This window comes from Sphaerisporangium perillae (assembly GCF_023276435.1).
Lineage (GTDB): Bacteria > Actinomycetota > Actinomycetes > Streptosporangiales > Streptosporangiaceae > Sphaerisporangium > Sphaerisporangium perillae.
Genome location: NZ_JALLPO010000001.1, coordinates 34,783 through 60,732 on the forward strand (window position 1 = coordinate 34,783; position 25,950 = coordinate 60,732).

Here is a 25,950-nt window from a genome sequence, read left to right on the forward strand (position 1 = left end):
GGACCCCTTCCTGCGAAGACGCCGTCTCCGTAGGAAGGGGTCGCCGATCTCGGGGCCTTCGGGTCAGTCGAAGACGACGATCTGGCGCAGGACCTCGCCGGACCGCAGGGCCGCGACGGCGTCGTTGAGGTCGGCGAGCTTGATCCGGGAGCTGATCATGCTCTCCAGGTCGAGCTTGCCGGCCTTCCAGAGGTTGGCGAAGAACGGGAAGTCCCGGCGCACGTCACTGCCCCCGTACAGCGAGCTGAGCAGGTTCTTGCCCTCGAACAGCAGGCTGAAGGCCGACAGCGGGACGATGTCGTCCATGGCGCCCGCGCCGACCACGATGACGTCGCCGCCCCGGCGGGTGGCCCGCCAGGCGGACATGATGGACGCCGACTTGCCGACCACCTCGAAGCCGTAGTCGAACCCCTGGCCGCCCGTCAGCGAGCCGATGACCTCCATCAGCTGGTCGGGGGTGCAGGCGTCGGTCGCGCCGACCTTCTTGGCCAGGGCGTGTTTGGACTCCAGCGGGTCGACCGCCAGGATGGTCGTCGCGCCGGACACCCGGGCCCCCTGGATGACCGACAGGCCCACGCCGCCGCACCCGATCACGGCCACGGTCGAGCCGGGCCTGACCTTCGCCGTGTTGATCGCCGCGCCGACGCCGGTGGTGATGCCACAGCCGATCAGCGCCGCGACCTCGTACGGCACCTCGGGGTCGACCTTGATCGCGCCCTGCCAGGGGACCACGATCTCCTCGGCCCACGTGCCGCAGCCCGCCATGCCGAACGCCGGCGTCTCGCCGCCGTAGCGGAACCGCGCCAGCGTGAAGCTCTCCATGACGTAGGTCATGCAGAGGAACGGCTGGCCGACGATGCAGTTCGGGCAGGTGCCGCAGGCCGGCGTCCAGTTGAGGATGACGTGGTCGCCGGGCTTGACGGTGGTGACGTGGTCGCCGACCTCCACGACCTCGCCCGCGCCCTCGTGCCCGGGGATCACCGGCAGGGGCATGGGGAGCACGCCCGACAGCACCGAAAGGTCCGAGTGGCAGACACCGGTCGCCTTGATCTTCACGCGGACGTCCGTCGGCCCCACGGGGGTGAGGGTGAAGTCGTCGCGGATGTCGAGCTTGTCATCGCCGACGGCGTGCAGCAGGGCGGCGCGCATAGGGGGGGACCTCCTTGAACGGCGCCTACTCCTCTTCGAGGGAGAGGGCGGCTTTGGGGCAGGATCGGACCGCGTGGCGCACGCGGTCGAGCATCTCCGGCGGGGGCTCGGGCAGCAGGACATGCAGGTTGTCGTCGTCGTCCACGTCGAAGACCTCGGGCGCCAGGCCCATGCAGACCGCGTTGGCCTCGCAGACGTCGTAGTCGACCTTTATCTTCATCATCGAAGCCCTTCTCCCTGATGTACGGCCTGTTCCGAGCCTAGGCCGAAGCGGGGGTCGAGAGCTTGCGGTGGTCCCACGAAACCACCCGTGTCGGCTCGACGATGTAGGCGACGCGCTTGCGGCCCGTGTGCTCGACGTACCCGCGCACTTCCGGCGTCACGTCCGCGTCGGCGAGGCCCGTCATCCGCTTGGTGATCTCCAGGCCGATGTCGAGGACGGCCTTCGGCTCGTCGATCAGGCGCGCGGTGCCGTACAGCAGGATGCCCCGCAGCTCGGAGTAGTCGTCGCCGGCCTCGATGAGGCACGTCACCCTGGGGTCCCGGTCGATGTTCCGCGTCTTCTGGGCCTTGCCGTACGTCCAGAAGGCCAGGCGGCCCTCGACGAGCCCGTAGAACATCGTCACCATGTGCGGTGTCCCGTCGGGGTTGATCGTGCCCAGCTGGAGCTTGCGGGACTCCCGCAGGAACGCGGCCACCTCGTCGTCGGACATCACTATGCGAGCACGCTGGTTCACCCGCAAAGTAGAACACGTTCCACCAGGTGGGGCAAGGGCCGTACGGAATATTGTTCGGGCCGCATGGATCACGGAACCGGGGCACGGTTCACAGGTGAGCGGCGTTGATAGATAGGGTGCACCAGCATTGCCGTACACAAGGGAAAAATCATGAATCACGTGTCCTTGCCGGCGGACCTGCGTCACGCGGCTGAGCGCGCGAAGGGGTTCATGCCGTCGGACGAAGGCAAAGCCCTGTTCGACACCGCGTGCGTGTACGGACCTCTCGGCCCCATCTGCGAGATAGGTACCTACTGTGGCAAGTCGGCGATCTACCTCGGCGCCGCGGCCCGGGAGGTCGATTCCGTCGTCTTCACCGTTGACCACCACCGCGGCTCGGAGGAGATCCAGCCCGGCTGGGCCCACCACGACCCCACCCTGATGGACCCGCGCTTCGGCAAGATGGACTCCCTGCCGTTCTTCCGCGCCGCCATCGCCTCCGCGGGACTGGAGGACCACGTCATCGCGATCGTAGGACGGTCCGAGACGGTGGCGCGTTACTGGCACACGCCCCTGGCGATGCTCTTCATCGACGGGGGCCACTCCGAGGGGCCCGTCACCAAGGACTACGAGGGATGGGCGCCGCACGTCATGGTGGGCGGGGCCCTGGTCTTCCACGACATCTATCCCGACCCCGCCAAGGGAGGACAGGCCCCGTTCAACGTCTTCCGGCGCGCCCTGGCCTCGGGGGACTTCAAGGAGGTCGCGACCGAGGGTTCCCTGCGGGTCCTGGAGCGCGTCGCCGCCCTCTAGCGCGGCGGTGAGACGCCGGGGGAACGATGAGTTCTCCGGCGCGGTGCGTCTTATGAGTGAGCCTCGTGACGTGCCGGCGACACGAGGCGCCGCACCGCGAACGGAAGAACGGGAAACCTCATGTCGCTCGAGAACAAGAACGCCATCATTTACGGAGCCGGTGGGTCGATCGGCGGCGCGGTCGCGAGGACCTTCGCCCGCAGGGGCGCGCGGGTCTTCCTGACCGGCCGGACCCCCGAGAGCCTGGAGAAGGTCGCCGGCGAGATCACCGCCGCGGGCGGGCGGGCCGAGGTGGCCGTGGTCGACGCCCTGGACGAGAAGGCCGTCGAAGCCCACGCCCAGGCCGTGGCCGACCAGGCCGGCAGCCTGGACGTCTCCATCAACCTGGTCACGCGGGGCGACGTGCAGGGCACGCCGCTCACCGACATGACCACCGCGGACTTCCTGCGCCCGGTCGTCACCGGGCTCACCACGAACTTCGTCACCGCCCGGACCGCGGCCCGGCACATGGCAGCGCAGGGGTCGGGCGTCATCTTGACGCTGAACAGCGGCTCGGCGCAGGCGAGCCCGATGATGGGCGGCACCGGGCCGGCCGACGCCACCATGGACACCCTCGTGCGCAACCTGGCCATCGAGATGGGGCCGCGCGGCGTCCGCGTCGTGGGCATCTGGACGGCGGGCCTCCCCGAGACCTTGTCCCGCGAGAAGCTCGCCGCGGTCAACCCCGGTCTCGCCCTCGACGAAGCGGCTTTCCAGGGCCTGCTGGCTCAGCTGGACCAGATGCGCATGCTGCGCCGCTCGCCGACGCTCTCCCAGATCGCCGGCACCGCCGCGTTCCTCGCCTCCGAAGACGCCGGCGCCATTACCGGGACCTTCGTCAACGCCACCGGCGGCATCTTCCCGGGCTGACCCGCCGGCGGCAGGCGGTGGGGCGTGGGAGGCCCCGTCCGCCGGCCCGCCGGTGGCACGCGGTGGAGGGGGTCAGGACTCGTCCGGCTCGGCGGGAGGAGCGGCGGTATAGGCGGCGATGGTGCGCTCCGCCGCGGCGCGCGCCACGGCCTCGTCCGTGCCGGCCGCCGCGTCCGCGTCGCCCCACCGCTCGCCGCTCAGCGTCATGAACAGCCTGCCCTCGTCGGAGGCGGCCCAGGCGGCGCCCGCCTCGAGGTCGACGGCCTGACCGCTCGACAGGTGGAGGGCGAGGCCCATGAGCCCCATCTCCCAGCCGATGCCCACCGCGCCGGGGCCGAACTCCCCCCAGTGGGCGCCAACGATGGCCGTGTGCTCCAGTTCGAACCGCGCCCGGCCGTCCGGCTCGGGGGACAGCCGGACCTCGATCCAGCTGGTGTCCCCGCCGAACTCCCAGGTGGCGGCGAAGCTCTTCGGCGGGTCGCAGCGCTCGACGACGCCGCCGGCGTTGCCCTCGAACTGGTAGCGGCCGTGCAGGCGCAGGTCGCCGGAGATGGGCAGGAACCACCGGGCGATGCGCTCGGCGTCGGTGCAGGCGTCCCACAGGTCCTCGACGGTGGTGTCGTAGGTCTGGCTGATGGTCACGCTGCGCGCCTCGCCCGCTTCGAGCGTGCGCGAGCCGACCTGCCGCCGTACGGCGTTGATCTGCTGAGTAACGTCGATCATGGAGTTTCCCTCTGGTTGGGTTCTTCGCCTGGGTCGCGGAGCCGGCGTTCGCGCTTGCCGCGGGCCAGCTCTGTCGCCAGCGCGTCCAGATGCGGAGTCCAGAAGCGCCGGAAGCGGTCGAGCCATGCGTCGATGTCGCGCAGCGGGTCCAGGTTCACCGCGTAGAGACGCCGGGTGCCCTCGGGGCGCACCGTCGCGAAACCGCCGTCGCGCAGCACCCGCAGATGCTGCGACACGGCGGGCTGGGAGATGCCGAACTCCTCCTGGATGATCGCGGACACCGCGCCGGAGGTCTTCTCCCCGTCCGCGAGCAGTTCCAGGATCCTCCGGCGGACCGGATCGCCTAGTACATCGAACGCGTGCACGAGAAATTTGTATCAATGCCAGCTTATATAAGTCAACCCTTTAGAAGGTTCTCGCGGTTGTCGGCGGACCGGATGCCGGTGCCGCGCGGCCGCGGCTACGTACGGCTGGAGGCGGGGGAGCAGCCGCAGGCGTCGGGGTCGATCACCGGGACGGTGGAGCGGCCTGCGTCGCGGAAGAGGGCGGACGCCGGGGTGGCGCCCGAGAGGGCGTCGGCGGCGAGGATGACGGCGGCGGCGGTGTACGCCGACTGCTCGTTCGGGAACCACGCCTGGTTGGCGAACTGCCATCCGGTCCAGTAGGAGCCGTCCGCGTGGCGCAGGTGCTGCATGTCGCGGTAGACCGTCAGGGCGCGCTCGCGGTCCCCGATCGCGTCGAGGGCGAGCGCCAGCTCGCAGGACTCCGCGCCGGTCACCCACGGCTGGTCCGACACGCAGCGGATGCCGAGCCCGGGGACGACGAAGGTGTCCCACTCCTCCTCCAGCCGCAGGCGCGCGTCCGGCCCGCGCACCGCGCCGCCGAGGACGGGGTAGTACCAGTCCATCGAGAAGCGGCTCTTGTCGGCGAAGGCCTCAGGGTGCGCGGCCAGCACGTGACCGAGCCGGTCGGCGGCCAGCTCCCAGTCCGGTTGCGGCTCGCCCAGGTGCTCGCCGAGCAGGACCCCGCAGCGGAGCCCCTGGTAGACCGACGAGCAGCCGGTCAGCAGGGCGTACTCGGCGGGCTCGCCGGCCGCCGAGCGCTCCCAGACGATCTCGCCGCGCGCGGTCTGCAGGTCGACAACGAAGTCCAGCGCCTTCCTGACGACCGGCCACATGGCGCGGGTGAAGTCCTCGTCACCGGTCATCAGCAGCTCGTGCCGCACTCCCACGGCGACGTACGCGGCGTGGTTGCTCTCCCCGTTGGCCTCGGCGGCCGCGCCGCGCACCATCTTCATCGGCCAGGAGCCGTCGTCCCGCTGGAGCCGCGCGAGCCAGTCGTAGCCCTTCCTGGCCTCAGCGCCGAGCCCGGCGGCCGACATGGCCATCAGGCACTCGACGTGGTTCCACGCGTCGACGTGTCCCTCCGGCCACGGCACGCCCCCGTCGGGCTCCTGGACGGCCGCGATGCTGTGCGCGGTCGCGAGGATCTGCTCCGCCGTGATGATTCCCGGCACGGCCGGGACGCGGCCTCGACGCATGGGGGTCCGGTGAGTGGAGGAGGAGCGGTCAGGGGACTTCCCGTTCGCCTCCGTCGCGACCGGTTCGGTCATGCGGGTTTCCGGACGTAGACCACCACGCTCTTCCCGATCAGAGGGTTGAGCAGGGCTTCCGCGATGCGGGTGGCCGGGGGGCGCTTCATGATGTCCCACACGAGCAGCTCGTGGTAGGCCTTGGCCAGCGGGTGGTCGTCGTCGTTCACGCCGACCGCGCACTTGATCCACCAGTACGGCGAGTGCAGGCCGTGGGCGTGATGGTGGGGGCCGACCGAAAGGCCGGTCGCCTTCAGCTTGGCGGTCAGCTCCGCCAGCGTGTAGATGCGCACGTGCCCGCCGGGCGCCGTGTGGTAGGCCTCGGACAGCGCCCAGCAGATGCGCTCGGGCAGGAAGCTCGGCACGGTGATCGCCGCCTGGCCGCCCGGCTTGAGCACCCGGTGGATCTCGCGCATCGCCGCCATGTCGTCGGGGATGTGCTCCAGCACCTCCGCCGCGATCACCCGGTCGAAGGACGCGTCGGGGAAGGGCATGGCGAGCGCGTCGCCGGTCACGGTCTCGGCGGTGGCCTCCGGCGGCACCTCACCCGCCTTGTCCATGGCGGCGAACATGTTGGCCACGCTCTCGAGCTCCGCCGCGTCCTGGTCGAACGCCACCACGTCGGCGCCGCGCCGCAGCACCTCGAACGCGTGGCGGCCGCCGCCGCAGCCCAGGTCCAGCACGCGGACCCCAGGCCCGACCGGAAGCTTCCCGAAGTCGACGGTCAGCACTTGCCGCTCCCCTTTCGCCAGCCGCGGGCACTCATCGCTCCGCCTTCGTCCGTGCCCGGCACACGCCTTCGCCGGGGCTCATCGGGCCGCCTTCGCCCTGGCGCGGGCCTCGATGGCCTCGCGGTACGCCTCGGCGGTCCGCTTGGCGACGACGTGCCAGGTGTACCGCTCCATTACGCGGTCGTATCCGGCCCGGCCCACCCGCTCCCGCTCCTCCGGCGAGTCGTGCAGCCGGCGCAGGACGGAGGCCAGCTCCTCGGGGTCGCCGGGGGCGACCTGGACGGCGGCGTCGCCGACGACCTCGGGGAGCGCTCCGGTACGGCTGGCGACGAGCGGCGTGCCGCAGGCCATGTGCTCGACGGCGGGCAGCGAGAAGCCCTCGTACAGCGACGGGACCACCGAGATCTCGGAGGTCGCGATCAGCTCGCCCAGCTCGTCGTCGGAGATGCCGTGCACGAACTTCACCCGGTCACCGAGGGCCAGCTCCTGGACGAGCTTCTCGGTCGGGCCACCGGCCGTGGGCTTGCTGACCACGGTGAGGTTGACGTCGCGCTCGGTGGCGAGCTTGGCGACCGCGCGCAGCAGGGTGGCGACGCCCTTCATGGGGGAGTCGGCGCTCGCGACGGCGACGATCGACCCCTTGCGCTTGGGCAGGTGCGGGCGCGGGTGGAAGTAGCGGGTGTCGACGCCGAGCGGGATGAGCCGCATGCTGCTCTGCGGCACGTTGAAGTCGCGGTGGATGTCGGCGAGGCTGGACTCGCTGACCGTGAGGATCGGCTTCAGGCGGGGCGCGACGATGCTCTGCATGCGCACGAATCCGTACCAGCGGCGCATCGACAGCTGCTTGCGGAGTGGCGCGGCCTTCAGCTCGATGCGCCGGTCCACGCTGATCGGGTGGTGGATGGTGCCGACGACCGGGAAGAGCTTCTGGATGCCGAGCACTCCGTAGCCGAGCGTCTGGTTGTCCTGCACGACGTCGAAGTCGCCCTGCCGCTTCTTCAGCTCGCGCAGCGCGCGCAGGCTGAAGGTCAGCGGCTCGGGGAAGCCCGCCGTCCACATCGTCGCGACTTCGAGCACGTCGATCCAGTCGCGGTACTCGCTGAGCCCGGGGGTGCGGAAGGGGTCCTCGTCGCGGTAGAGGTCCAGGCTCGGCACCTCGGTGAGCACGACCCCCTCGTCCAGCTCGGGGTAGGGCGGTCCGGAGAAGACCTCGACGTAGTGCCCGAGTGCGACCAGCTCGCGGCTGAGGTGGCGCAGGTAGACGCCCTGGCCGCCGCAGGTGGGCTTGCTCCGGTACGACAGGAGGGCCACCCGCAGCCTGCCCTCGGGGGATTCCCCTGCCTGGCCTCGCTCGTCGTCTGGAACCTCCACGGACACCCCTTTCGAGAGCGGTGCTCGGCAGTCGCCCACACCGGCATATACCGCGAAGCCGATCTTAGCCGCGAAGCCTACCATCTGGGTGTAGGCCCGTATCCAATCTGGAATTGTGCCTCACATCACCCTCACACCGTGCGAGCTGCGACGTTAGCTCGACCGAGCGTCACTCGGTAGAACGCGTTCTACCCGGATGGCGGGCAAGATCCTCAGCGCCCCATAGCGCTTGACGGGTCCCATGGCGGTACATTCGCGTCTTACAGCTCAAAGTTCGGGCTAAGCCGTACAAGCTGCCGAGCCCGAAGAACAAGGAGGACCCGTTGGCCAGGCGTGCGCTGATCACTGGCATCACCGGGCAGGACGGCTCCTACCTCGCCGAGCACCTGCTCGACCAGGGATATGACGTCTGGGGCCTGGTACGCGGCCAGGCCAACCCCCGGGTCGCACGCGTCCGCCGGCTCCTCCAGGACGTCCAGCTCGTACGAGGCGACCTCCTCGACCAGGGTTCGCTGATCAGCGCGGTGGAACGCGTCCAGCCCGACGAGGTCTACAACCTGGGCGCCATCTCCTTCGTGCCGATGTCCTGGGAGCAGGCCGAGCTCACGGCCGAGGTGACCGGCATGGGCGTGCTGCGCATGCTCGAGGCGATCAGGGTCTGCTCCGGGATCACCTCCTCGCGGGCGGCCGGCTCGGGCCAGATCCGGTTCTACCAGGCCTCGTCGTCGGAGATGTTCGGCCAGGTGCGCGAGACGCCGCAGAACGAGCGGACCCCGTTCCACCCCCGCTCGCCGTACGGCGTGGCCAAGGCCTACGGGCACTTCCTCACCCAGAACTACCGCGAGTCCTACGGGATGTTCGCCGTCTCCGGCATCCTGTTCAACCACGAGTCGCCCCGGCGCGGCGCCGAGTTCGTCACCCGCAAGGTGACGCTGGGGGTCGCGAGGATCAAGCTCGGCCTCGCCTCCGAGCTGCGGCTCGGCAACCTCGAGGCCCGTCGCGACTGGGGGTACGCGGGCGACTACGTCCAGGCCATGCGGCTGATGCTCCAGGCCGGGACACCCGAGGACTATGTCATCGGCACCGGGCACACGCAGTCGGTCCGCGAGCTGGTGATCGCGGCGTTCGAGGCGGCGCAGCTCGACTGGGAGAGCTACGTGGTCGGCGACCAGGCCCTGCACCGGCCCGCCGAGGTGGACCTGCTCTGCGCCGACCCGAAGAAGGCCCGCGTCCAGCTCGGCTGGGAGCCCACCGTGGCCTTCGAGGAGCTCGTCGCCATGATGGTCGAGTCCGACCTCAAGCTCCTGTCCGAAGGCGCCGACCCCGAGCAGGACTCCTCCTGGCCGTAGGCCCTGACCGCGGGGACGGCCGGTCGCGGTTCGCGTAGGCGCCGGCTCAGCCGATCCACGCGCCTGTGGTGAAGTTGCCGACGTTGATGGCCATGACGGGGACCATGACCGCCATGCTCACGTACCACACCCAGGGTCGCCGGACGCCGGCCACGCCGAGTGCCACCCACAGCGGGAACCAGGTCAAGGACGCGCGGCCGATGGACAGGTAGAACGACGACAGGGTGAGGAACGACAGCACCTGAGGGGCGATGTAGGCCAGCTCGGGCCAGCGGCGGCGTACCGCCAGGCAGATCGCCAGGACCAGCAGCACCGCGGCGGCGATCATCTCCTCGTAGTAGGACATGGTGAGCGTCGGGACGTCGTCGGACATGTTCCAGGTGTTGAGGAAGGCCTCCCACGGCCAGACGGCGTGCCGGCCCCAGAACCGGTCCTGGACGGTGTTGTAGGCCAGCCAGTCCCCGGTGCGGGTCCACTGGAAGACGGTGTACAGCACTATCGGCACGCCGGGCAGGGCCAGCCAGGGGAGGGCGCGCCAGCCGCCTGGCGCTTTGCGGCCGTTGGCGGCCACCAGGAACATGATCAGCAGGCCGAGGGCCAGGAACAGGCCGGAGATGCGCACCACGGTCGCCGCCGTGGCGCACAGCGCGGCGTCGTCCCACCGGCCGTTGCGGGCCAGCAGCCAGGCGCAGATCGCGAGCGCCAGGAACAGCGATTCGGAGTATCCGGTGTAGAGGAAGGCCGCGAAGGGGCTGAGGAACAGCGCCGCCACGGCGAACCGGCCGCTGCCCTTGGCGTAGGACTCGGCCAGCCGCGACAGCGCCACCGCGACGACCGCGCAGGCCACCAGGGAGATGATCACGGTGGCCAGGCGGCCGTCATGCACGACCGGCTTCATGAGCTTGATCAGCATCGCCATGCCGGGGAAGAACGCGGGCAGCTTGGCGCTGTCCTGCATGCCGGGCGGGCCGTCGTAACCGAACTCGGCGATGGCGATGAAGTTCTCGGCGTCCCAGCGCGTGAGCCGGTTCAGGAACGGGTCGGTGGTACGCCCCGGAGCGGCCAGGTAGGTGTAGATCAGGAAACCGACGTGGGAGCAGAACCAGATGAGCAGCGCCTGCCGGTCGCCGGCGTCGCTCAGGAACCGGGGCGTCCAGCGGCGCCTCCCGATGATCCCGCTCGGCTCGTCCGGGGATGGAGCCGGTGCGCCGGCGCCGGGGTCGGCCGTGGCGGTGGCCGTGGAGTCGCCTGGCCCGTCGGGCTCCTGGCCGGGGGTGGCGGTCTCGGCTCGCTCGTGAGGGGAGGTGTGTTCCAGCACGAACACACCCTCATATAGCGGTCAAAGTACTGGCAAGCGACCGCGCCTCATGCGATCGGGCCGTCCCGCAGGCCTCGGACGGCCACTCGTGCGACCTGGTGCGTGTCACCTGCGCGATGACCGGCCGGCTCCGGCCATCGAGTGGGCGGCGAAACTTTCCCTGCCGAAATATCGTCATCGATCCCCAAAATGGTGATGATCCGGGAGGATGTCTCCGATGGACGGGCAGCCTTCACTACACGAACCCACCGTGACCCACCGGCGGACGATCGGGCCCTATGTTCCCGTTCGCCGCCTCGGCGAGGGCGGCATGGGCATCGTGTACCTCGCCCACGACGCCTCGGGGCGCAAGGTCGCGGTGAAGGTCATGCGCCCGGAGCTGGCGTCCGATGAGGAGTTCCGCGGCAGGTTCCGCAAGGAGGCCGAGGCCGCGAAGCGGGTCGCCCCGTTCTGTACCGCTCCCGTCCTCGACGTGGGGCAGGACGGTGAGCAGCACTACCTGGTGACCGAGTACGTCGAGGGTCCCGACCTGTCGTCGGTGGTCGACGCGCAGGGGCCGCTGACCGGGTCGAACCTGGAAGCCCTCGCGGTCGGCGTCGCCACGGCCCTCGGCGCCATCCACCGGGTGGGGGTGATCCACCGTGACCTCAAGCCCTCCAACATCGTGCTCGCGCCCGTCGGCCCCCGGGTCATCGACTTCGGCATCGCACAGCTGGCGGACACGGTCGCCGAGCACGTGGGGCTGGTGATCGGCACGCCGAGCTACATGTCCCCCGAGCAGGCACGCGGGGAGCCGGTCACCGCCGCCGCCGACGTGTTCGCGTGGGGATGCGTGATCGCCTACGCCGGTACCGGCCGTCCGCCCTTCGGGCGCGGGCCGGCGTCGGAGGTCCTCTACCGGGTCGCCCACCACGTGCCCCGGCTGGACGAGCTGGACGAGCGCCTGAGACCGCTGGTCGAGCAGGCCCTCGACAAGGACCCGGCCAGGAGGCCGACCGCGCAGCAGCTCCTCGACCGGCTCGTGGGCCGGGAGGAGGTGGCCGTCGAGGCCGCCACCCGGATCGTCAGCGAGATCTGGACCACGCCGGCCGCCGCCGAGTTCGCGGGGACGGGCTCCGCGGGGACGGGCTCCGGGGGGACGCGCTCCGCGATGAAGCGCGGCTGGCGCCGGTTCGGGCCGCCGGTCGCCGCCGCCGGGGTCGCCGTCGCCGTCACCGCGGCGGTCCTGATCGTGGTGCTCGACCGAGAGCGGACGACGGCCGCCACCGGTCCGGTCGCCGTCCGCGACGGCCAGGTCGACGGCGACCCGATCCGGGTGACGATCGACGGGGTACAGCGACGGGGGACCTCCGTCAGCGTGCGATGGACGATCAAGCTGACCGGCACCGGAGGGAACTGGTACCCGAGGGACCTGTTCGGGAACGACGTCTCCGGGGCGAGCCTGCTGGACCCGCCCAGCGGGTCGAAGTTCTCCCCGGCGCGCAAGAACGACGCGTGCCTGTGCAGCGCGGTCCCGAACCAGTGGTACAGGCCCGGTGACATCCTGTCCCTGTACGCCTCCTACACGGGAGTGCCGGACGGCATCGAGACGGTCAGTGTCGACATCCCGGGGCTCGGCCTGTTCCCGGACCTCCCCGTCTCCACGGCGTGAGCGGACGGGACGCCCGCCGGGGAGGGGTCAGCGCTTGCGGCCGACGCCGGCGAGCACCCACATCTTCTCGGGGTCGACGGTCCGGGCGATCGGCGGACGCCATTCGGGCGCGATGACCAGGCCGGGCTCCACGAGGTCGAATCCCTCGAAGAACCGCGTCACCTCGGCGTGGGAGCGGGCGACGAAGGGCGCTCCGGCGCTGGTCGACACCTTGACCAGCTCGGCCGTCTCGTCGGGGTGGGGGTCAGGGGTCACGCTGGAGACGGCCAGGTAGCTCCCCGGGGCCATGACCTCGCGCAGGCGGGCCACGACCTCGTAGGGCCCTTCGGCGTCGGGGATGAAGTGCACAACGGCCACCAGCAGCACGGCCACCGGCCGGTCGAAGTCGATCAGCCGCCGCACGTCGGGGTGGTCCAGCACCTCGTCGATCCGCCGCACGTCGCCGCGGACGAAGGCCACGTCGCCGCTGGTGGCGACCAGGGCGTCGCCGTGCGCGACGACGATCGGGTCGTAGTCGACGTAGACGACCTTGGACTCCGGTGCGATCTCCGTGGCGACCTGGTGGACGTTCTGCTGGGTCGGCAGGCCGGAGCCGAGGTCAAGGAACTGGCGGATGCCGGCCTCGGCGGCGAGGTAGCGCACCGCGCGGCCGAGGAACGCCCGGTTCTGGCGGGCCATGATCCGCATCTCGGGGGCGAGGGAGAAGACCGTCTCGGCGGCGGCGCGGTCGGCGGCGTAGTTGTCCTTGCCGCCCAGCGCGTAGTCGTAGATGCGCGCGGCGCTCGGAACGTTGGGGTCGACGCCCTGCGGTGCCGGACGGTGGTCTGACATCGTTTCTCCTCTACCGCCGCCCCCATCCGACATGAGCCTGACATATGGGTTGATCGGCGCCCTGGTGGGGCGATCATAGCGGCGGCGCACGCCGCCGGGCGCGGCGCCGGCACGATCGTGCCGGGCCGGGGCCGGACGCCCCGGCGTGCGCCGTGCCCGGTGCCGGGGTCAGACCCCCACGGGAAGGTTCTTGATGCCGTTGATGAAGTACGACCTCAGCCGCTTGGCCTCGCCCGCCTGGCGGAGGTCGGGCATGCGCTGCGCGATCACCTCGAAGAGCACCCGAAGCTCGAGCTTCGCCAGGTGGTTGCCCAGGCAGAAGTGGGCCCCGCCGCCGCCGAAGCCGATGTGGGGGTTCGGGTCGCGGGCGATGTCGAAGCTCGACGGCGCCGCGAACACGCCCTCGTCCCGGTTGGCCGAGGAGTAGAACACCACGACCTTGTCGCCTTCCTTGATGTCCTTGCCGCCCAAGGTGGTGTCGCGGGTCGCCGTGCGGCGGAAGAGGTTGACCGGCGACACCCACCGGACGATCTCGTCCGAGGCGGTGCGCGCGAGGGAGGGGTCGCGGACGAGGCCCTCCCACTGCTCGGGGTGCTCGAACAGGGTCAGCATGCCGCCGGAGGCGGCGTTGCGCGTCGTCTCGTTCCCGGCGACGACCAGGAGCAGGATGAAGAGGTCGAACTCGTCCTCGCTGAGCACCTCGCCGTTGTCCCCAGGCTGGAGCAGCTTGGTGACGATGTCGTCGCGCGGCTCCTCACGGCGGCGCGCGGCGAGCTGGTTGGCGTAGGAGTAGACCTCCGCCGCCGCGGCCTGCCCCTCCTCGGGGGTGGTGGCGTAGTCGGGGTCCTCGCTGCCGATCATCCGGTTGGACCACTGGAAGATCTTGTCGCGGTCCTCCACGGGCGCGCCGAGCAGCTCGCAGATCACGTACAGGGGGAGGGGCGCCGCGATGTCGGTGACGAAGTCGACGCTCCCCTTGGCCATGGCCTGGTCGACCAGGCCGTGGCAGATGTCGCGGATGTGGTCCTCCAGCACGCCGATCTGGCGCGGAGTGAACCCGCGGTTGACCAGGGAGCGCCTGCGAGTGTGCTCGGGGGGATCCTGGTTGAGCATCATCATCCGCTGGAGCTCGCGCTGCTCCTCGGGCATCTCGTTGAACAGCGCCAGCTTCTTGCTGGAGGAGAACAGATCCGAGTGGCGCGAGATGTGCACGACGTCCTCGTGCTTGGTGACCGCCCAGAAGCCCGGCCAGTCGCGTTCCTGGTCGCCCTCGTGCCAGAAGACCGGATCGTTGGCCCGCAACCACCGGAGCTGCTCGTGCGGAACGCCATCCCGCGCGTAGTGATCCTGGTCGACGAGATTGATTTCCATATGACCACCCGGGGGAGTTGATCAAGCGCTTGGTTGGAGACGTTTCTGAAACGTGTTCTATTACGGGCGCAGGGGCACGTCAAGACGCGCTCAGGGTGTCATACCCCTCCCTCCCGTCGCCGCCCGCGCGCGGGCGTCACATTACGAGATGGCGATCGACTTGTCGTCTTGCAATCCAGGCATCCGATGAATGAAGACATATACCACGCAGAGGCTTGACGTCGGCCCATCCCCGCGTAGTCTTCTCTCTCAACACATCCGATGAATATGAGGAAGACGCGTGAAGCTGCTGCGAGTCGGACCCCCCGGAGAGGAACGTCCCGCCGTCCTGGACGGGGACGGACGCCCGCGCGACCTGCGAAGCCTGCTCGGGCAGGGCGCGGACCTCGACGGAGTCTTCTTCGCCACGGGACAGATCGAACGTGTGGCAGGCGCGATCCAGGCGGGCGAGCTGCCCCTCCTCGACGGCACGGCCGACGGCGGCGTCACCGGGCGCGTCGGGGCGCCGATCGCCCGCCCCGGGAAGGTCGTCTGCATCGGCCTCAACTACCGCGACCACGCGGCGGAGACCGGAGCGGCCCTCCCCGCGGAGCCCATCATCTTCATGAAGGCCCCAAACACCGTGGTCGGGCCGAACGACGAGGTCCTCATCCCGCGTGGCAGCGTGAAGACCGACTGGGAGGTCGAGCTGGCGGTCGTCATCGGCAGGACCGCCCGCTACCTCGACTCCCACGAGGAAGCGCTCGCCTGCGTCGCCGGGTACGCCATCTCCAACGACGTCTCCGAGCGGGAGTTCCAGCTCGAGCGCGGCGGCCAGTGGGACAAGGGCAAGTCGTGCGAGACCTTCAACCCGCTCGGCCCGTGGCTCGTCACCGCCGATGAGGTGCCGGACCCGCAGAGCCTGGGCCTGCGGCTCTGGGTCAACGGCCAGGCCCGGCAGGACGGCGGCACCGCGAACATGATCTTCACGGTCGCCGAGATCGTGCGCTACCTGAGCCACTTCATGGTGCTGGAGCCCGGTGACCTCGTGAACACCGGCACGCCCGCGGGCGTCGCGCTCGGCATGCCGGACCAGCCCTACCTGCGGAAGGGCGACGTCCTCGAGCTGGAGATCGACGGTCTGGGCCGCCAGCGCCAGATGGTGGGACAGGCATGAACGGCCTGCCGCTGATCACCGCGCTGGAGACCCACGACATCCGGTTCCCGACCTCACGGGAGCTGGACGGCTCCGACGCGATGAACCCCGACCCTGACTACTCGGCCGCGTACGTGGTGCTCAGGACCGACGGCGGCATCGACGGGCACGGGTTCGCCTTCACGATCGGCCGGGGCAACGACGTGCAGACCGCGGCGATCAAGGCTCTCGCGCCGTTCGTCGTGGGCAGGCGGCCGGACGATCTCGGCGCCCTGTACAAGGAGATGGTCCACGACTCCCAGCTGCGCTGGCTCGGCCCGGAGAAGGGCGTCATGCACATGGCGATCTCCGCGGTCGTCAACGCGCTGTGGGACCTCAAGGCCAAGATCGAGGGCAAGCCGCTCTGGCTTCTGCTGGGCGAGATGGCCCCCGAGGAGATCGTCTCGCTGGTCGACTTCCGCTACATCAGCGACGCGCTCACCCCCGGCGAGGCGCTCGAGCTCCTGCGCCAAGCCGAGCCCGGCAGGAAGGAGCGGATCGCCCACCTGAACGCCCACGGCTACGCCGCCTACACCACCTCCCCGGGCTGGCTCGGGTACGACGACGACAAGCTCCGCCGCCTCTGCGAGGAGGCGATCGACCTGGGCTTCACCCAGATCAAGCTGAAGGTCGGAGCCGACCTGCAGGACGACCGGCGTCGGATGCGCATCGCCCGCGAGGTCTGCGGCCCCGGCTACCGCATCGCCATCGACGCCAACCAGCGCTGGGACGTGGGCGCGGCGATCAGCTGGGTCAACGCGCTCAAGGAGTACGACCCGTACTGGATCGAGGAGCCGACCAGCCCCGACGACGTGCTCGGCCACGCCACCGTCGCCCGCGCCCTCGCGCCCATCAAGGTCGCCACCGGGGAGCACGTCCAGAACCGGGTGATCTTCAAGCAGATGCTGCAGGCCGGCTCGCTGTCGGTCGTGCAGCTCGACTCCGCCCGCGTGGGCGGCGTCAACGAGAACATCGCGATCCTGCTCCTCGCCGCCAAGTTCGGCGTGCCCGTCTGCCCGCACGCCGGCGGCGTCGGGCTGTGCGAGCTGGTGCAGCACCTGGCGATGTTCGACTACGTGGCGGTAAGCGGCAGCCTGCAGGACCGGGTGATCGAGTACGTCGACCACCTGCACGAGCACTTCGTGGACCCCGTGGTCGTCAGGAACGGCCGCTACCAGGCGCCGCAGGCCCCCGGGTTCAGTGCGGCCATGCGCCCGGAGTCCATCGAGGCGTACGCCTTCCCCGGCGGTCCCGTCTGGAGCGAAACCGGCATTCGAGGAGGTGCCCGATGAGCGAGTTCGAGGGTCTTGCCGCGCTGGTCACCGGCGGCGGCTCCGGGATAGGCCTCGCGACGGCCCGGCTGCTCGCCGAGCGCGGCGCCCGCGTCGCCTGCCTCGACGTCAACCCGCCCGGCGAGCCCTTCGCCGGCGTCAAGGCCGACGTCACCGACGACGCCGCGGTCCGCGCGGCCGTCGCCGAGGCCGCCGAGCGCCTCGGCGGCCTCGACATCCTGGTCAACAACGCCGGCATCGGCGCGGCCGGCACCGTCGAGCGCAACGGCGACGAGGAATGGCGCCATGTCCTCGACGTCAACGTCCTCGGCATCGTGCGGGTGACCCGGGCCGCGCTCCCGCACCTGCGCGCGTCCGGCCACGCGGCCATCGTCAACACCTGCTCGATCGCCGCGACGGCCGGCCTGCCCGACCGCGCGCTCTACAGCGCGTCCAAGGGCGCGATCCTCTCGCTCACGCTGGCCATGGCGGCCGACCACATCGGCGAGGGCATCCGCGTCAACTGCGTCAACCCGGGCACCGCCGACACCCCCTGGGTGCAGCGGCTGCTCGAAGCGGCGCCCAACCCGGACGCCGAACGCCGCGCGCTGGAGCGGCGCCAGCCCATGGGCCGGCTCGTGAGCGCCGAGGAGGTCGCCGCCGCGATCGCCTACCTGGCCAGTCCTCTCGCCGCGAGCACCACGGGCACCGTGCTGGCCGTCGACGGCGGCATGCACGGCCTCCGCCTCCGTCCCACCCCGTAGCCCCCCGCCCGGCTTCCGTCCCTCCGAGCCGGCCACCCGCCCCCATCCCCAGGCGCCGCACCGTTCTCCCTGAGGCGCCACACCCCCCGCATTTCCCGTGAATCGAGGCGACAAGTGAGAATGCGATCGTCGGCCACCATCGGCGTGGCACTGTCCGCGTTAACCCTGACGCTCGCCGCGTGCGGGTCGTCGACACCGTCGAGCCCTTCGGCCTCGGCCCAAGGCGGCTCCGCGGCGGCGGGGGGCAAGATCGGCATCGACTTCCCCCGCACGGACAGCGACTTCTGGAACTCCTACAACAAGTACGTCCCCAAGCTGGCGGGTGAGCTCGGCGTCGACCTGATGCCGCCCACCAACTCCCAGAACGACGTGGCCAAGCTGGTGTCCAACACGCAGGCGCTGGTCAGCCAGGGCGCGAAGGCCATCGTGATGGCCCCGCAGGACACCGGCGCGATCGCGACCACCCTCGACCAGCTCGCCGGCAAGAACATCCCCGTCGTCACCGTGGACACCCGGCCCGACAAGGGCAAGACGTTCATGGTCGTCCGCGCCGACAACCGCGCCTACGGCGAGAAGGCCTGCGAGTTCCTCGGCGAGCAGCTGAAGGGCAAGGGCAAGGTCGTGGAGTTCCAGGGATCGCTGTCGTCGGTCAACGGCCGCGACCGCTCCGAGGCGTTCGCCGAGTGCATGAAGGCGAACTATCCCGGCATCACGGTCTTCGCCGAGCCGACCGAATGGGAGGGCACCAAGGCGTCGGCCGCGCTGCAGACCCGGCTCACCCAGCACCCCGACATCAACGGCATCTACATGCAGGCCGGCGGCGTGTTCCTCGCCCCCACCCTCCAGCTGCTGAAGTCCAAGAACCTGCTGGTGCCGCCGACCGACCCCAAGCACATCTTCATCATCTCCAACGACGGCATCCCGCAGGAGTTCCAGGCCATCCGGGACGGCCAGATCGACGCCACGGTGTCCCAGCCCGCCGACCTGTACGCCAAGTGGGCGCTGTCGTACGCCAAGGCGGCCCTTGAAGGCAAGACCTTCGCCCCCGGCAAGACCGACCACGACAGCACCATCGTCGACGTCGGCGGCGGCCGCCTCGAGGACCAGCTCCCCGCCCCGCTGGTCACCAAGGAGAACGTGGACGACCCCAACCTCTGGGGCAACCAGGTCGGATGATGTCACCACCCGCCACCCCGGCCGTCGAGGCGCGGGGCATCACCAAGCGCTTCGGGCCGACGACCGCGCTCGACGGCGCGGGGATCGTCATCGGCGAAGGCGAGACCCACGCCCTCGTCGGCCGCAACGGGGCGGGCAAGTCGACGCTCGTGTCCATCCTCACCGGACTCCAGCGTCCCGACGAGGGCCAGGTGCTCTTCGCCGGCCGTCCCGCCCCGGCGCTCGCCGACCGCGACGGCTGGCGGCGGCGCGTCGCCTGCGTCTACCAGAAGTCCACGATCATCCCCACGCTCACCGTCGCGGAGAACCTGTTCCTCAACCGCCAGGCGGGCCGGGGGCCGATCAACTGGCGGTCGCTGCGGGCGCGGGCGCGCGACCTGCTCGACGAGTACGGCGTCGACGTCGACGGCGGGCGCCTCGCGGGAGACCTCGGCGTCGAGCAGCGCCAGCTCCTGGAGATCGCCCGGGCGCTGTCGTTCGGCGCGCGGTTCATCATCCTGGACGAGCCGACCGCGCAGCTCGACGGCCCGGCCATCGAGCGGCTCTTCGAGCGGATGCGGGCGCTGCGGGCGCAGGGCGTGACCATGATGTTCATCTCGCACCACCTGGAAGAGGTGTACCAGGTCTGCCAGTCGGTCACGGTGTTCCGCGACGCCCGCCACGTCCTCACGAGCGAGGTCGCCGACCTGCCGCACGACGAGCTGGTCGCCGCCATGACAGGGGAGGCCGCCGCCGGCTACCAGGCCCGGTCGCGCGCCTCCAGGAGCTCCGCGCCGATCGTCCTGAGCGCCGAGAAGCTGTCGCTGGCCGGCCGGTACCAGGACGTGGACCTCGCCGTGCGCGCCGGAGAGATCGTCGGGCTCGCCGGGTCCGGCAGCAGCGGCAAGGTGAGCCTCGCCGAGACGCTGGTCGGCCTGCACGCCGCCGACAGCGGCACGGTCACCGTCAACGGCGCCCGGCCCCGTCCCGGGGACGTCACCTCGGCGCTGCGCGCGGGGCTCGGCTTCGTCCCCCAGGACCGGCACAAGGAGGGCTTCGTGCCGCTGCTCTCGATCGCCGAGAACGCGACCCTGCCGATCGCCCACAAGCTCGGCCGGTTCGGCGCGGTGTCCCCGGCCAGGCGCCGAGCGCGGGCCGAGCGGATGATCGAGGAGCTGGACATCAAGACCACCGGACCGTCCCAGCCCGTCGGGGACCTCTCCGGGGGCAACGCGCAGAAGGTCGTCATGGCGCGGGCGCTCGCCGACGACCCCGGGGCGCTGGTCGTGATCGACCCCACCTCGGGGGTCGACGTGCGCGCCAAGCAGGCGCTGCTCGGCGCCGTCGAGGACGCCGCCGAACGCGGTGCCGGAGCGGTGCTCGTCTCCGACGAGCTGGACGATCTTCGCATCTGCGACCGGGTCGTCGTGATGTTCCATGGACGGGTCGTCAAGGAAGTGCCACGGGGCTGGGCGGACGCCGAGCTCGTGGCGGTCATGGAAGGTGTCGACGCACGATGACGGAAACGACCGTGACCTCTCCCGGCACCCCCGGCGGGCCTCCCGGCACGGCGGGCGGGACCGGGCGGGGACCGTCCGGGCTCCGGCTCGCGCGGTTCCGCGACCTCGCCCTGGTTCCGGCCATCCTGCTGCTGGTCGTCGTCGGCGCGCTGATCGAGCCGGCCTTCCTCAGCGGCGACAACCTGACCAACGTGCTGCAACAGCAGACCGAGCTGTCGCTCCTCGTGCTCGCCGAGGCGGTGATCCTCATCGCCGGGAAGTTCGACCTCTCGCTGGAGTCCACCGTGGGCCTCGCGCCCGCGTTGGGTGTCGCGCTGGTCATCCCGGCCGCCTCCAACGGCCTCGGCACCGACTGGCCGGCGGCCCTGGGCATCCCCATCTGCCTGCTGATCGGCGTGCTCGTCGGCGCGTTCAACGGGCTGCTGATCCTGCGGTTCAAGCTGTCGGCGTTCATCGTGACGCTGGGCATGCTGATCGTGCTGCGCGGCCTGCAGATCGGCTTCACCGGCGGTCAGAACCTGTTCGCGCTGCCCGATTCCTTCCTCTACCTCGGCAACGCCCGGTGGGTGGGGCTCCCGGCGTCGGTCTGGATCTGCGGGCTCGCGTACGCGATCGGCATCGTGGCCCTGGGGTACTTCCGGCACGGGCGCTCGGTGTACGCGATCGGCGGCAACGTCGACGCGGCACGCGCCGCCGGAGTGCGCACCGACCGGGTGCTCTGGACGGTCTTCATGATCGGCGGACTGCTGGCCGCCCTGGCGGGCCTGCTGATGACGGGCCGGCTCGGCTCGGTCGCGGCGTCCCAGGGCAACGGCATGATCTTCACGGTCTTCGCGGCCGCGGTCATCGGCGGGGTCAGCCTCGACGGCGGCAAGGGAACGCTGTTCGGCGCGCTGTGCGGCGTGCTCGTCCTCGGGCTGATCAACAACATCCTGACGCTGGCCGGCGTCTCGGCGCAGTGGATCCAGGCCATCTACGGTGGCATCATCCTCATCGCGCTCATGCTCGCCCGCGTCACCAGTGGGAAGGCGCAGGATTAGCGCATGACGACGGACGAAGGAGAAGCCATGCCGAGCCGGACCGTGGGGCGGGGCGCGCGGGTGACCAGGCTTGGATTCGGCGCGGCGCCGATCGGCAACCTGTTCTCGGCGATCAGCGACGAGCAGGCCAGGGAGACGGTCGACGCGGCCTGGGCGGCCGGCATCCGCTACTTCGACACCGCCCCGCACTACGGGCTCGGGCTGTCCGAGCGCCGCCTCGGCGCCGCCCTCCTGGACCGGCCCCGCGACTCCTACACCCTCTCCACCAAGATCGGCCGCCTGCTCGGCCCCGCCACGCGGCCGGGACGCGACGACCAGGGGTTCGACGTGCCCGCGACCCATCGCCGGGTCTGGGACTTCTCCCGGGACGGCGTGCGCCGGTCGATCGAGGAGAGCCTCGAACGCCTCGGCCACGACACGATCGACATCGTGCTGATCCACGACGCCGACGACCACTGGGCGCCGGCCGTCGGCGAGGCCTACCCGGCGCTCGCCGAGCTGCGCGACCAGGGCGTGGTCAAGGCGATCGGCGCCGGCATGAACCAGTGGGAGATGCTCGCCGGCTTCGTCAAGGAGACCGACGTCGACCTGGTCATGCTCGCCGGGCGCTACACCCTGCTGGACCAGTCGGGCGCGGCCGGACTTCTGCCGCTCTGCCAGGAGCGCGGCGTCTCGGTCCTGGTGGCCGGGGTCTTCAACAGCGGCCTGCTCGCCACGCACGAGGCGACCGGCACCTACGAGTACGCACCCGCGCCCGGCGCGCTGGTCCAGCGCGCACGGCGCATCGCGGCGGTGTGCGAGCGGTACGGCGTCACGCTCCCGCAGGCGGCCCTGGCATTCCCCCTGCGGCACCCGGCGGTGACGGCCGTGGTCGCCGGCGCCCGCTCGGCGCAGGAGGTCGAGCGCAACGCAGCCCTGGCCGCCACCCCCGTCCCCGACGCCCTGTGGACCGCCCTCGCCGAGGAGTCGTTGATCGCCCCTGCTTAGCCGGATCGTCCGGCTTTCATCGCTTTTGTTGGCTTTCTGTGCCGTCGAAACAACGCACCCTATGGGAAGCCATTTCTCGCCATTGGTCGTCGACGGATCCGCCTTTGCGGCAAGGATTCCCGCACTATGCTGAATCGCGGGCGGCGCAGGGGTTTTGGCCACTTGGATGGCGGGTCGACCTGGGGTTATTTGTGGTTAGTAGAGGTAATTGCCCACTCTTAGCGGGATATTGGACCGCTTTACTCTGAAGTCGGGTATATCGGCGAATGCGGCGGAAAGGCCGTCCGAACAGGGTGAGGGAGAAGTCCAATGATGGCGGTGCGCGCGGGAGTGGTCGCGATGGTGATGCCGTTGACGTTGCTGAGCGCGGGGGCCGTGTCCGCGGAGCGGCAGTCGCGACCGATGAGCCGTGACACGGACGCGGTCCTCGCGCTCGGCCGGTTCGGCGTCTACGGCCCCGGGCAGGCGGCCATCACCTACGATCCGAAGCTCGTCCCCACGGATGCCGCGGCCGCCGTCGCCTACGTGCCGGCCGCCGGCGGGGGCGGGAGCGTGCAGCTCCGCGCGCAAGGCCTGCTGCCCAACCGCGCGTACGGCGCGCACGTGCACACCAAGTCCTGCGGCGCGAAGGGCGACGACGCCGGCCCGCACTACCAGCACGTCCAGGACCCCGTGACCCCCTCCACCAACCCCAAGTACGCCAACCCGCGCAACGAGGTCTGGCTCGACTTCACGACCGACGCCCGCGGCAACGGCTTCTCGCGCTCCGCGCTGGAGCACGGGTTCGGCGACCGGCACCCGCGCTCGGTCATCATCCACACCGAGCACACCCACACCGACCAGGGTCACGCCGGCCAGGCGGGCGCGCGGCTGGCCTGCATCAACGTCGACTTCTGACCGCGGGTTCCGTTCGCGAGGGCCGGCCGGATCAGGTGATCCGGGCGGCCGTTCCCGCGTACCGTGGTGCGGCGTCCCCGGTCCCGGTGACGCGGAAAGCCAGCCGGTCGGTGCCCTGCGGAGAGAGCAGGACCGTTCCCGGATGGCACTGGTCGCCGCGCACCTGGTCGAGCCGGTAGGCCGTTGCCGCGCCCTTGGGGGCGAAGAGGGTCAGCCGGCCCGTGCAGTGCAGGTCGGCGCCCCACTTCATGGTCCCCGCCGTCGTGGTCTCCGCGAAGCGGATCTCCACGGGGAACACCCGCCCGGCCGTCGGATGCTCGGCGCTGCCGGTCCACCTGCCCGCGTACGAGAACGGCGTGGCGGGTTCCCCGGCGCCGGACCCCGGCCACCACCACGCGGCCGCGGTGACCGCTCCGGCCACCAGGAGGGCCAGCCCCGCCAGTCCGGCCATCCTCGCTCGCCGTCGCCGCGCCGGCCGATGGGAGGGGTCCGCCATCTCGTCACCGGCGTCCTCGTCCCGGCCCGAAGCGACGGTGACCGGAACGCCACCGCCGGCCGGGGCACCATCGGTGACCGGCGCGAAGGTGAGGGTGGCCGGGGCGTCGTCGTGGCCGGGGTAGCGGTCGAACGGGAGCGTCGCCGGGGCTTCCGGCTCACGGGTGAGCGGCCGGGCGGCCAGGATGGCCCCGGTCTCCAGCACGGCGCCGGACGCGGGGACGGCCGCGGGCCCTCTGCCGATGAGGTGCCGCAGCGCCTCCTCGGCGCTCGGACGGCCGGCGGGGTCGGGGTCCAGGCAGGCGACCACGATCTCGCGCAGCGGCCCCGTGAGCGGGTCCAGGTCGGCCTGCCCGAACAGGATGCGGCCGAGGATCGCCTCGAAGGAGTCCGCGGCGTAGGCGTGCCGCCCGCTGGCCGTGAAGGCGACCGTGAGCCCCCACCCGAACATGTCCGCCGACGGCCCGGCGCGCTCGCCCTTGAGCTGCTCGGGCGAGATGTACGCCGGAGTCCCGACGGGAACCCTGCCCGTCGTGGTCGCGGTGTCCATCAGCCGGGAGATGCCGAAGTCGATGACGCGGGGCCCGTCCAGGCCGAGCAGGACGTTCCCCGGCTTGAAGTCGCGGTGGACGACACCCGCCTCGTGGATGGCCGCCAGCGCGGTCGCGGTGCCCACGGCGATGCGGTCGAGCGAGCCTCCGGTGCGCGGCCCCTGGGTCGTGACGTGTTCCTGCAGCGAGACGCCGTCGACGTACTCGCTGACGATGTAGGGGCGGTCGCCGTCGAGGTCGGCGTCCAGCACCTGGACGGTGCAGAAGGGCGCCACCCGCCGCACCGCCTCGACCTCGTCGGTGAACCGGCGGCGGGCCTTCTCCTCGTCGAGCCGCGAGTGCATCAGCTTCACCGCCACGCGGGCGCCGCCGGGCGACTCCCCGAGGTACACGATTCCCTGGCCGCCCCGGCCGAGGCGGCCGACCAGACGGTAGCCGCCGAGCTGCCGGGGGTCTTCCGCGCGAAGGGGGACGGGGGTGGACATGTGCCCATGCCTACCACGGCCGCGCCCGTCCCGTGGGACGTTGATCGGCGGGACGGGGACGCGCCGCCGTCTCGCCCGGTGGCGGCCGCGAGGTCAGGGCCGGGCGCGGTCGGTCAAGGGCCGGAGCGGGCCGGCCGGCGCCGGGCGGGGGCCGGTCAGGGGCGAGCGCGGTTCGGCGAGGGGCGGGGGCGGGTCCGCGGGCTTCTGCCGCGTCCGTACGGCCAGCGTCGCGAGACCGGCCAGGACGACCGCGCCGCCGAGCAGTTCCCCGGTGCTCAGCTGCTCGCCCAGCCACACGCGCGCCGTGGCCATGCCGACAATGGGCACGAGCAGGGTGAACGGCGCCACGGTGGCGGTGGGGTAGCGGCGCAGCAGCCCGTTCCAGGCGCCGAAGCCCACGAACGTGGAGAGCACGACGACGTACGCCAGCGCGGCGAGGGAGCCGAGGTGGAAGGTGGTGAACGCGGTACGGATCCGGTCCGGGCCCTCGATCAGGCCGGAGAGCGCGAGCAGCGGCAGTGGCGGCACCAGGCTCGACCAGACGAGCAGCCCCGGGCCGGCCGGCGCCTTCGCCCGCCGGATGCACACATTGGCCACACCCCAGCAGGCGGCGGCGCCGAGGGCGAGCAGCAGGGGCGGTAGCGGCACGTGGGCGCCCCTGCCGAAGGCGATGACCACGATCCCGGCCGAGGCCACCGCGATGCCGAGGAGCTGCCGGCGGCCCGGCCGCTCGCCGAGGGCCATCGCGGCGAAGCACACCGTGAAGATCACCTGAGCCTGGAGCACCAGGGAGCTGAGCCCGGCAGGCAAGCCGAGGTGCATGGCGGTGAAGAGCAGGCCGAACTGCCCCGCGCCGAGGAACAGTCCCACGGCGACGATCCAGCGGGCGGGGATCGCCGGACGCGGGACCAGGAACACCGCCGGGAGGGCCACCAGGGTGAACCGCAGCGCGGCGAAGAGCAGCGGCGGGAAGTGTTCGAGGCCGATCTCGATGACGACGAAGTTGACGCCCCAGATCACGGCGACGGCAACGGCGAGGAACGCATGGAGGGGACGCACGCGACGAGTCTCGACGGAGGCCGATCGTG

25 protein-coding genes are annotated in these 25,950 nt (G+C 71.1%); 12 read left to right on the top strand and 13 right to left on the bottom strand.

Annotation, left to right across the window (positions count from 1 at the left end; translation table 11 throughout):
* Positions 1 to 63: 63 nt before the first annotated feature.
* The 3 genes from MYF83_RS00145 to MYF83_RS00155 are packed head-to-tail and all read right to left on the bottom strand — an operon-like array spanning position 64 to position 1,862.
* Positions 64 to 1,149: a Zn-dependent alcohol dehydrogenase gene (locus MYF83_RS00145; protein ID WP_248958041.1), complete on the bottom strand. Its 1,086-nt coding sequence runs from the start codon at positions 1,147 to 1,149 to the stop codon at positions 64 to 66.
* 25 nt (positions 1,150 to 1,174) lie between these two features.
* The gene (locus MYF83_RS00150; RefSeq protein WP_248958373.1) at positions 1,175 to 1,369 is read right to left on the bottom strand and encodes a ferredoxin; all 195 of its coding nucleotides are present in this window, start codon (positions 1,367 to 1,369) and stop codon (positions 1,175 to 1,177) included.
* Between the two features lie 40 nt (positions 1,370 to 1,409).
* Positions 1,410 to 1,862 carry a pyridoxamine 5'-phosphate oxidase family protein gene (locus tag MYF83_RS00155; RefSeq protein WP_248958042.1) on the bottom strand — a complete coding sequence of 151 codons (453 nt, stop codon included), beginning with the start codon at positions 1,860 to 1,862 and terminating at the stop codon, positions 1,410 to 1,412.
* A 174-nt stretch (positions 1,863 to 2,036) separates the two neighbouring features.
* Here MYF83_RS00155 and MYF83_RS00160 point away from each other — a divergent pair, with 174 nt between their 5' ends.
* Together MYF83_RS00160 and MYF83_RS00165 are read left to right on the top strand one after the other, a co-directional pair.
* A complete protein-coding gene (locus MYF83_RS00160; RefSeq protein WP_248958043.1) occupies positions 2,037 to 2,678 on the top strand; it encodes a class I SAM-dependent methyltransferase in 642 nt (213 codons plus the stop codon).
* 120 nt (positions 2,679 to 2,798) lie between these two features.
* The gene (locus MYF83_RS00165) at positions 2,799 to 3,587 is read left to right on the top strand and encodes an SDR family NAD(P)-dependent oxidoreductase (protein WP_248958044.1); all 789 of its coding nucleotides are present in this window, start codon (positions 2,799 to 2,801) and stop codon (positions 3,585 to 3,587) included.
* 72 nt (positions 3,588 to 3,659) lie between these two features.
* Here MYF83_RS00165 and MYF83_RS00170 read toward each other — a convergent pair whose 3' ends face one another.
* The 5 genes from MYF83_RS00170 to MYF83_RS00190 all read right to left on the bottom strand — a co-directional run bounded on the left by MYF83_RS00170 (position 3,660) and on the right by MYF83_RS00190 (position 8,003).
* Positions 3,660 to 4,310 (bottom strand): SRPBCC family protein, encoded by a 651-nt coding sequence (locus MYF83_RS00170; RefSeq protein ID WP_248958045.1) that lies wholly within the window; start codon positions 4,308 to 4,310, stop codon positions 3,660 to 3,662.
* Positions 4,307 to 4,675, bottom strand: a complete 369-nt coding sequence (locus tag MYF83_RS00175) for an ArsR/SmtB family transcription factor (protein WP_248958046.1) — start codon at positions 4,673 to 4,675, stop codon at positions 4,307 to 4,309. Before MYF83_RS00175 ends, MYF83_RS00170 begins: the two co-directional genes overlap by 4 nt.
* Before the next feature lie 95 nt (positions 4,676 to 4,770).
* On the bottom strand, positions 4,771 to 5,850 hold the full coding sequence (locus MYF83_RS00180; protein WP_248958374.1) for a prenyltransferase/squalene oxidase repeat-containing protein: 1,080 nt from the start codon (positions 5,848 to 5,850) through the stop codon (positions 4,771 to 4,773).
* Positions 5,851 to 5,918: 68 nt separating this feature from the next.
* A complete protein-coding gene (locus MYF83_RS00185) occupies positions 5,919 to 6,632 on the bottom strand; it encodes a class I SAM-dependent methyltransferase (RefSeq protein WP_248958047.1) in 714 nt (237 codons plus the stop codon).
* Positions 6,633 to 6,710: 78 nt separating this feature from the next.
* Positions 6,711 to 8,003 (bottom strand): glycosyltransferase family 4 protein, encoded by a 1,293-nt coding sequence (locus MYF83_RS00190; RefSeq protein WP_248958048.1) that lies wholly within the window; start codon positions 8,001 to 8,003, stop codon positions 6,711 to 6,713.
* Between the two features lie 323 nt (positions 8,004 to 8,326).
* On the opposite strand from MYF83_RS00190, the gene MYF83_RS00195 reads away from it, so the two are divergent.
* A complete protein-coding gene (locus MYF83_RS00195) occupies positions 8,327 to 9,352 on the top strand; it encodes a GDP-mannose 4,6-dehydratase (protein ID WP_248958049.1) in 1,026 nt (341 codons plus the stop codon).
* Positions 9,353 to 9,398: 46 nt separating this feature from the next.
* Here the strand turns inward: MYF83_RS00195 and MYF83_RS00200 are convergent, their stop codons facing one another.
* On the bottom strand, positions 9,399 to 10,670 hold the full coding sequence (locus MYF83_RS00200; protein ID WP_248958050.1) for a mannosyltransferase family protein: 1,272 nt from the start codon (positions 10,668 to 10,670) through the stop codon (positions 9,399 to 9,401).
* A 217-nt stretch (positions 10,671 to 10,887) separates the two neighbouring features.
* Between MYF83_RS00200 and MYF83_RS00205 the strand changes: the two genes are divergently transcribed.
* Positions 10,888 to 12,321, top strand: a complete 1,434-nt coding sequence (locus MYF83_RS00205) for a serine/threonine-protein kinase (RefSeq protein ID WP_248958051.1) — start codon at positions 10,888 to 10,890, stop codon at positions 12,319 to 12,321.
* Between the two features lie 27 nt (positions 12,322 to 12,348).
* Here MYF83_RS00205 and MYF83_RS00210 read toward each other — a convergent pair whose 3' ends face one another.
* Complete coding sequence (locus MYF83_RS00210) at positions 12,349 to 13,152, bottom strand: SAM-dependent methyltransferase (protein ID WP_248958052.1); 804 nt, start codon at positions 13,150 to 13,152, stop codon at positions 12,349 to 12,351.
* 168 nt (positions 13,153 to 13,320) lie between these two features.
* Positions 13,321 to 14,523, bottom strand: a complete 1,203-nt coding sequence (locus tag MYF83_RS00215) for a cytochrome P450 (protein ID WP_248958053.1) — start codon at positions 14,521 to 14,523, stop codon at positions 13,321 to 13,323.
* A 280-nt stretch (positions 14,524 to 14,803) separates the two neighbouring features.
* Between MYF83_RS00215 and MYF83_RS00220 the strand changes: the two genes are divergently transcribed.
* From MYF83_RS00220 to MYF83_RS00255, 8 genes are all read left to right on the top strand, one after another.
* Complete coding sequence (locus tag MYF83_RS00220; RefSeq protein ID WP_248958054.1) at positions 14,804 to 15,679, top strand: fumarylacetoacetate hydrolase family protein; 876 nt, start codon at positions 14,804 to 14,806, stop codon at positions 15,677 to 15,679.
* Entirely contained in the window at positions 15,676 to 16,989 is a 1,314-nt protein-coding gene (locus MYF83_RS00225; protein WP_248958055.1) for an L-fuconate dehydratase, read from the top strand. Before MYF83_RS00220 ends, MYF83_RS00225 begins: the two co-directional genes overlap by 4 nt.
* Positions 16,986 to 17,732 (top strand): SDR family NAD(P)-dependent oxidoreductase, encoded by a 747-nt coding sequence (locus MYF83_RS00230; RefSeq protein ID WP_248958056.1) that lies wholly within the window; start codon positions 16,986 to 16,988, stop codon positions 17,730 to 17,732. The genes MYF83_RS00225 and MYF83_RS00230 overlap by 4 nt, the downstream gene beginning before the upstream one ends.
* Before the next feature lie 120 nt (positions 17,733 to 17,852).
* Positions 17,853 to 18,908, top strand: a complete 1,056-nt coding sequence (locus tag MYF83_RS00235; RefSeq protein ID WP_248958375.1) for a sugar ABC transporter substrate-binding protein — start codon at positions 17,853 to 17,855, stop codon at positions 18,906 to 18,908.
* Complete coding sequence (locus MYF83_RS00240) at positions 18,905 to 20,407, top strand: sugar ABC transporter ATP-binding protein (protein WP_248958057.1); 1,503 nt, start codon at positions 18,905 to 18,907, stop codon at positions 20,405 to 20,407. Before MYF83_RS00235 ends, MYF83_RS00240 begins: the two co-directional genes overlap by 4 nt.
* On the top strand, positions 20,404 to 21,447 hold the full coding sequence (locus MYF83_RS00245; protein ID WP_248958058.1) for an ABC transporter permease: 1,044 nt from the start codon (positions 20,404 to 20,406) through the stop codon (positions 21,445 to 21,447). The genes MYF83_RS00240 and MYF83_RS00245 overlap by 4 nt, the downstream gene beginning before the upstream one ends.
* 3 nt (positions 21,448 to 21,450) lie before the next feature.
* Positions 21,451 to 22,434, top strand: a complete 984-nt coding sequence (locus MYF83_RS00250; RefSeq protein WP_248958059.1) for an aldo/keto reductase — start codon at positions 21,451 to 21,453, stop codon at positions 22,432 to 22,434.
* Positions 22,435 to 22,743: 309 nt separating this feature from the next.
* Entirely contained in the window at positions 22,744 to 23,331 is a 588-nt protein-coding gene (locus tag MYF83_RS00255) for a superoxide dismutase family protein (protein ID WP_248958060.1), read from the top strand.
* Positions 23,332 to 23,362: 31 nt separating this feature from the next.
* Here MYF83_RS00255 and MYF83_RS00260 read toward each other — a convergent pair whose 3' ends face one another.
* Positions 23,363 to 24,862, bottom strand: coding sequence for a serine/threonine-protein kinase (locus tag MYF83_RS00260; protein ID WP_248958061.1), 1,500 nt, complete (start codon positions 24,860 to 24,862; stop codon positions 23,363 to 23,365).
* Positions 24,863 to 24,955: 93 nt separating this feature from the next.
* On the bottom strand, positions 24,956 to 25,921 hold the full coding sequence (locus tag MYF83_RS43540; RefSeq protein ID WP_248958062.1) for an EamA family transporter: 966 nt from the start codon (positions 25,919 to 25,921) through the stop codon (positions 24,956 to 24,958).
* Positions 25,922 to 25,950: the final 29 nt, after the last annotated feature.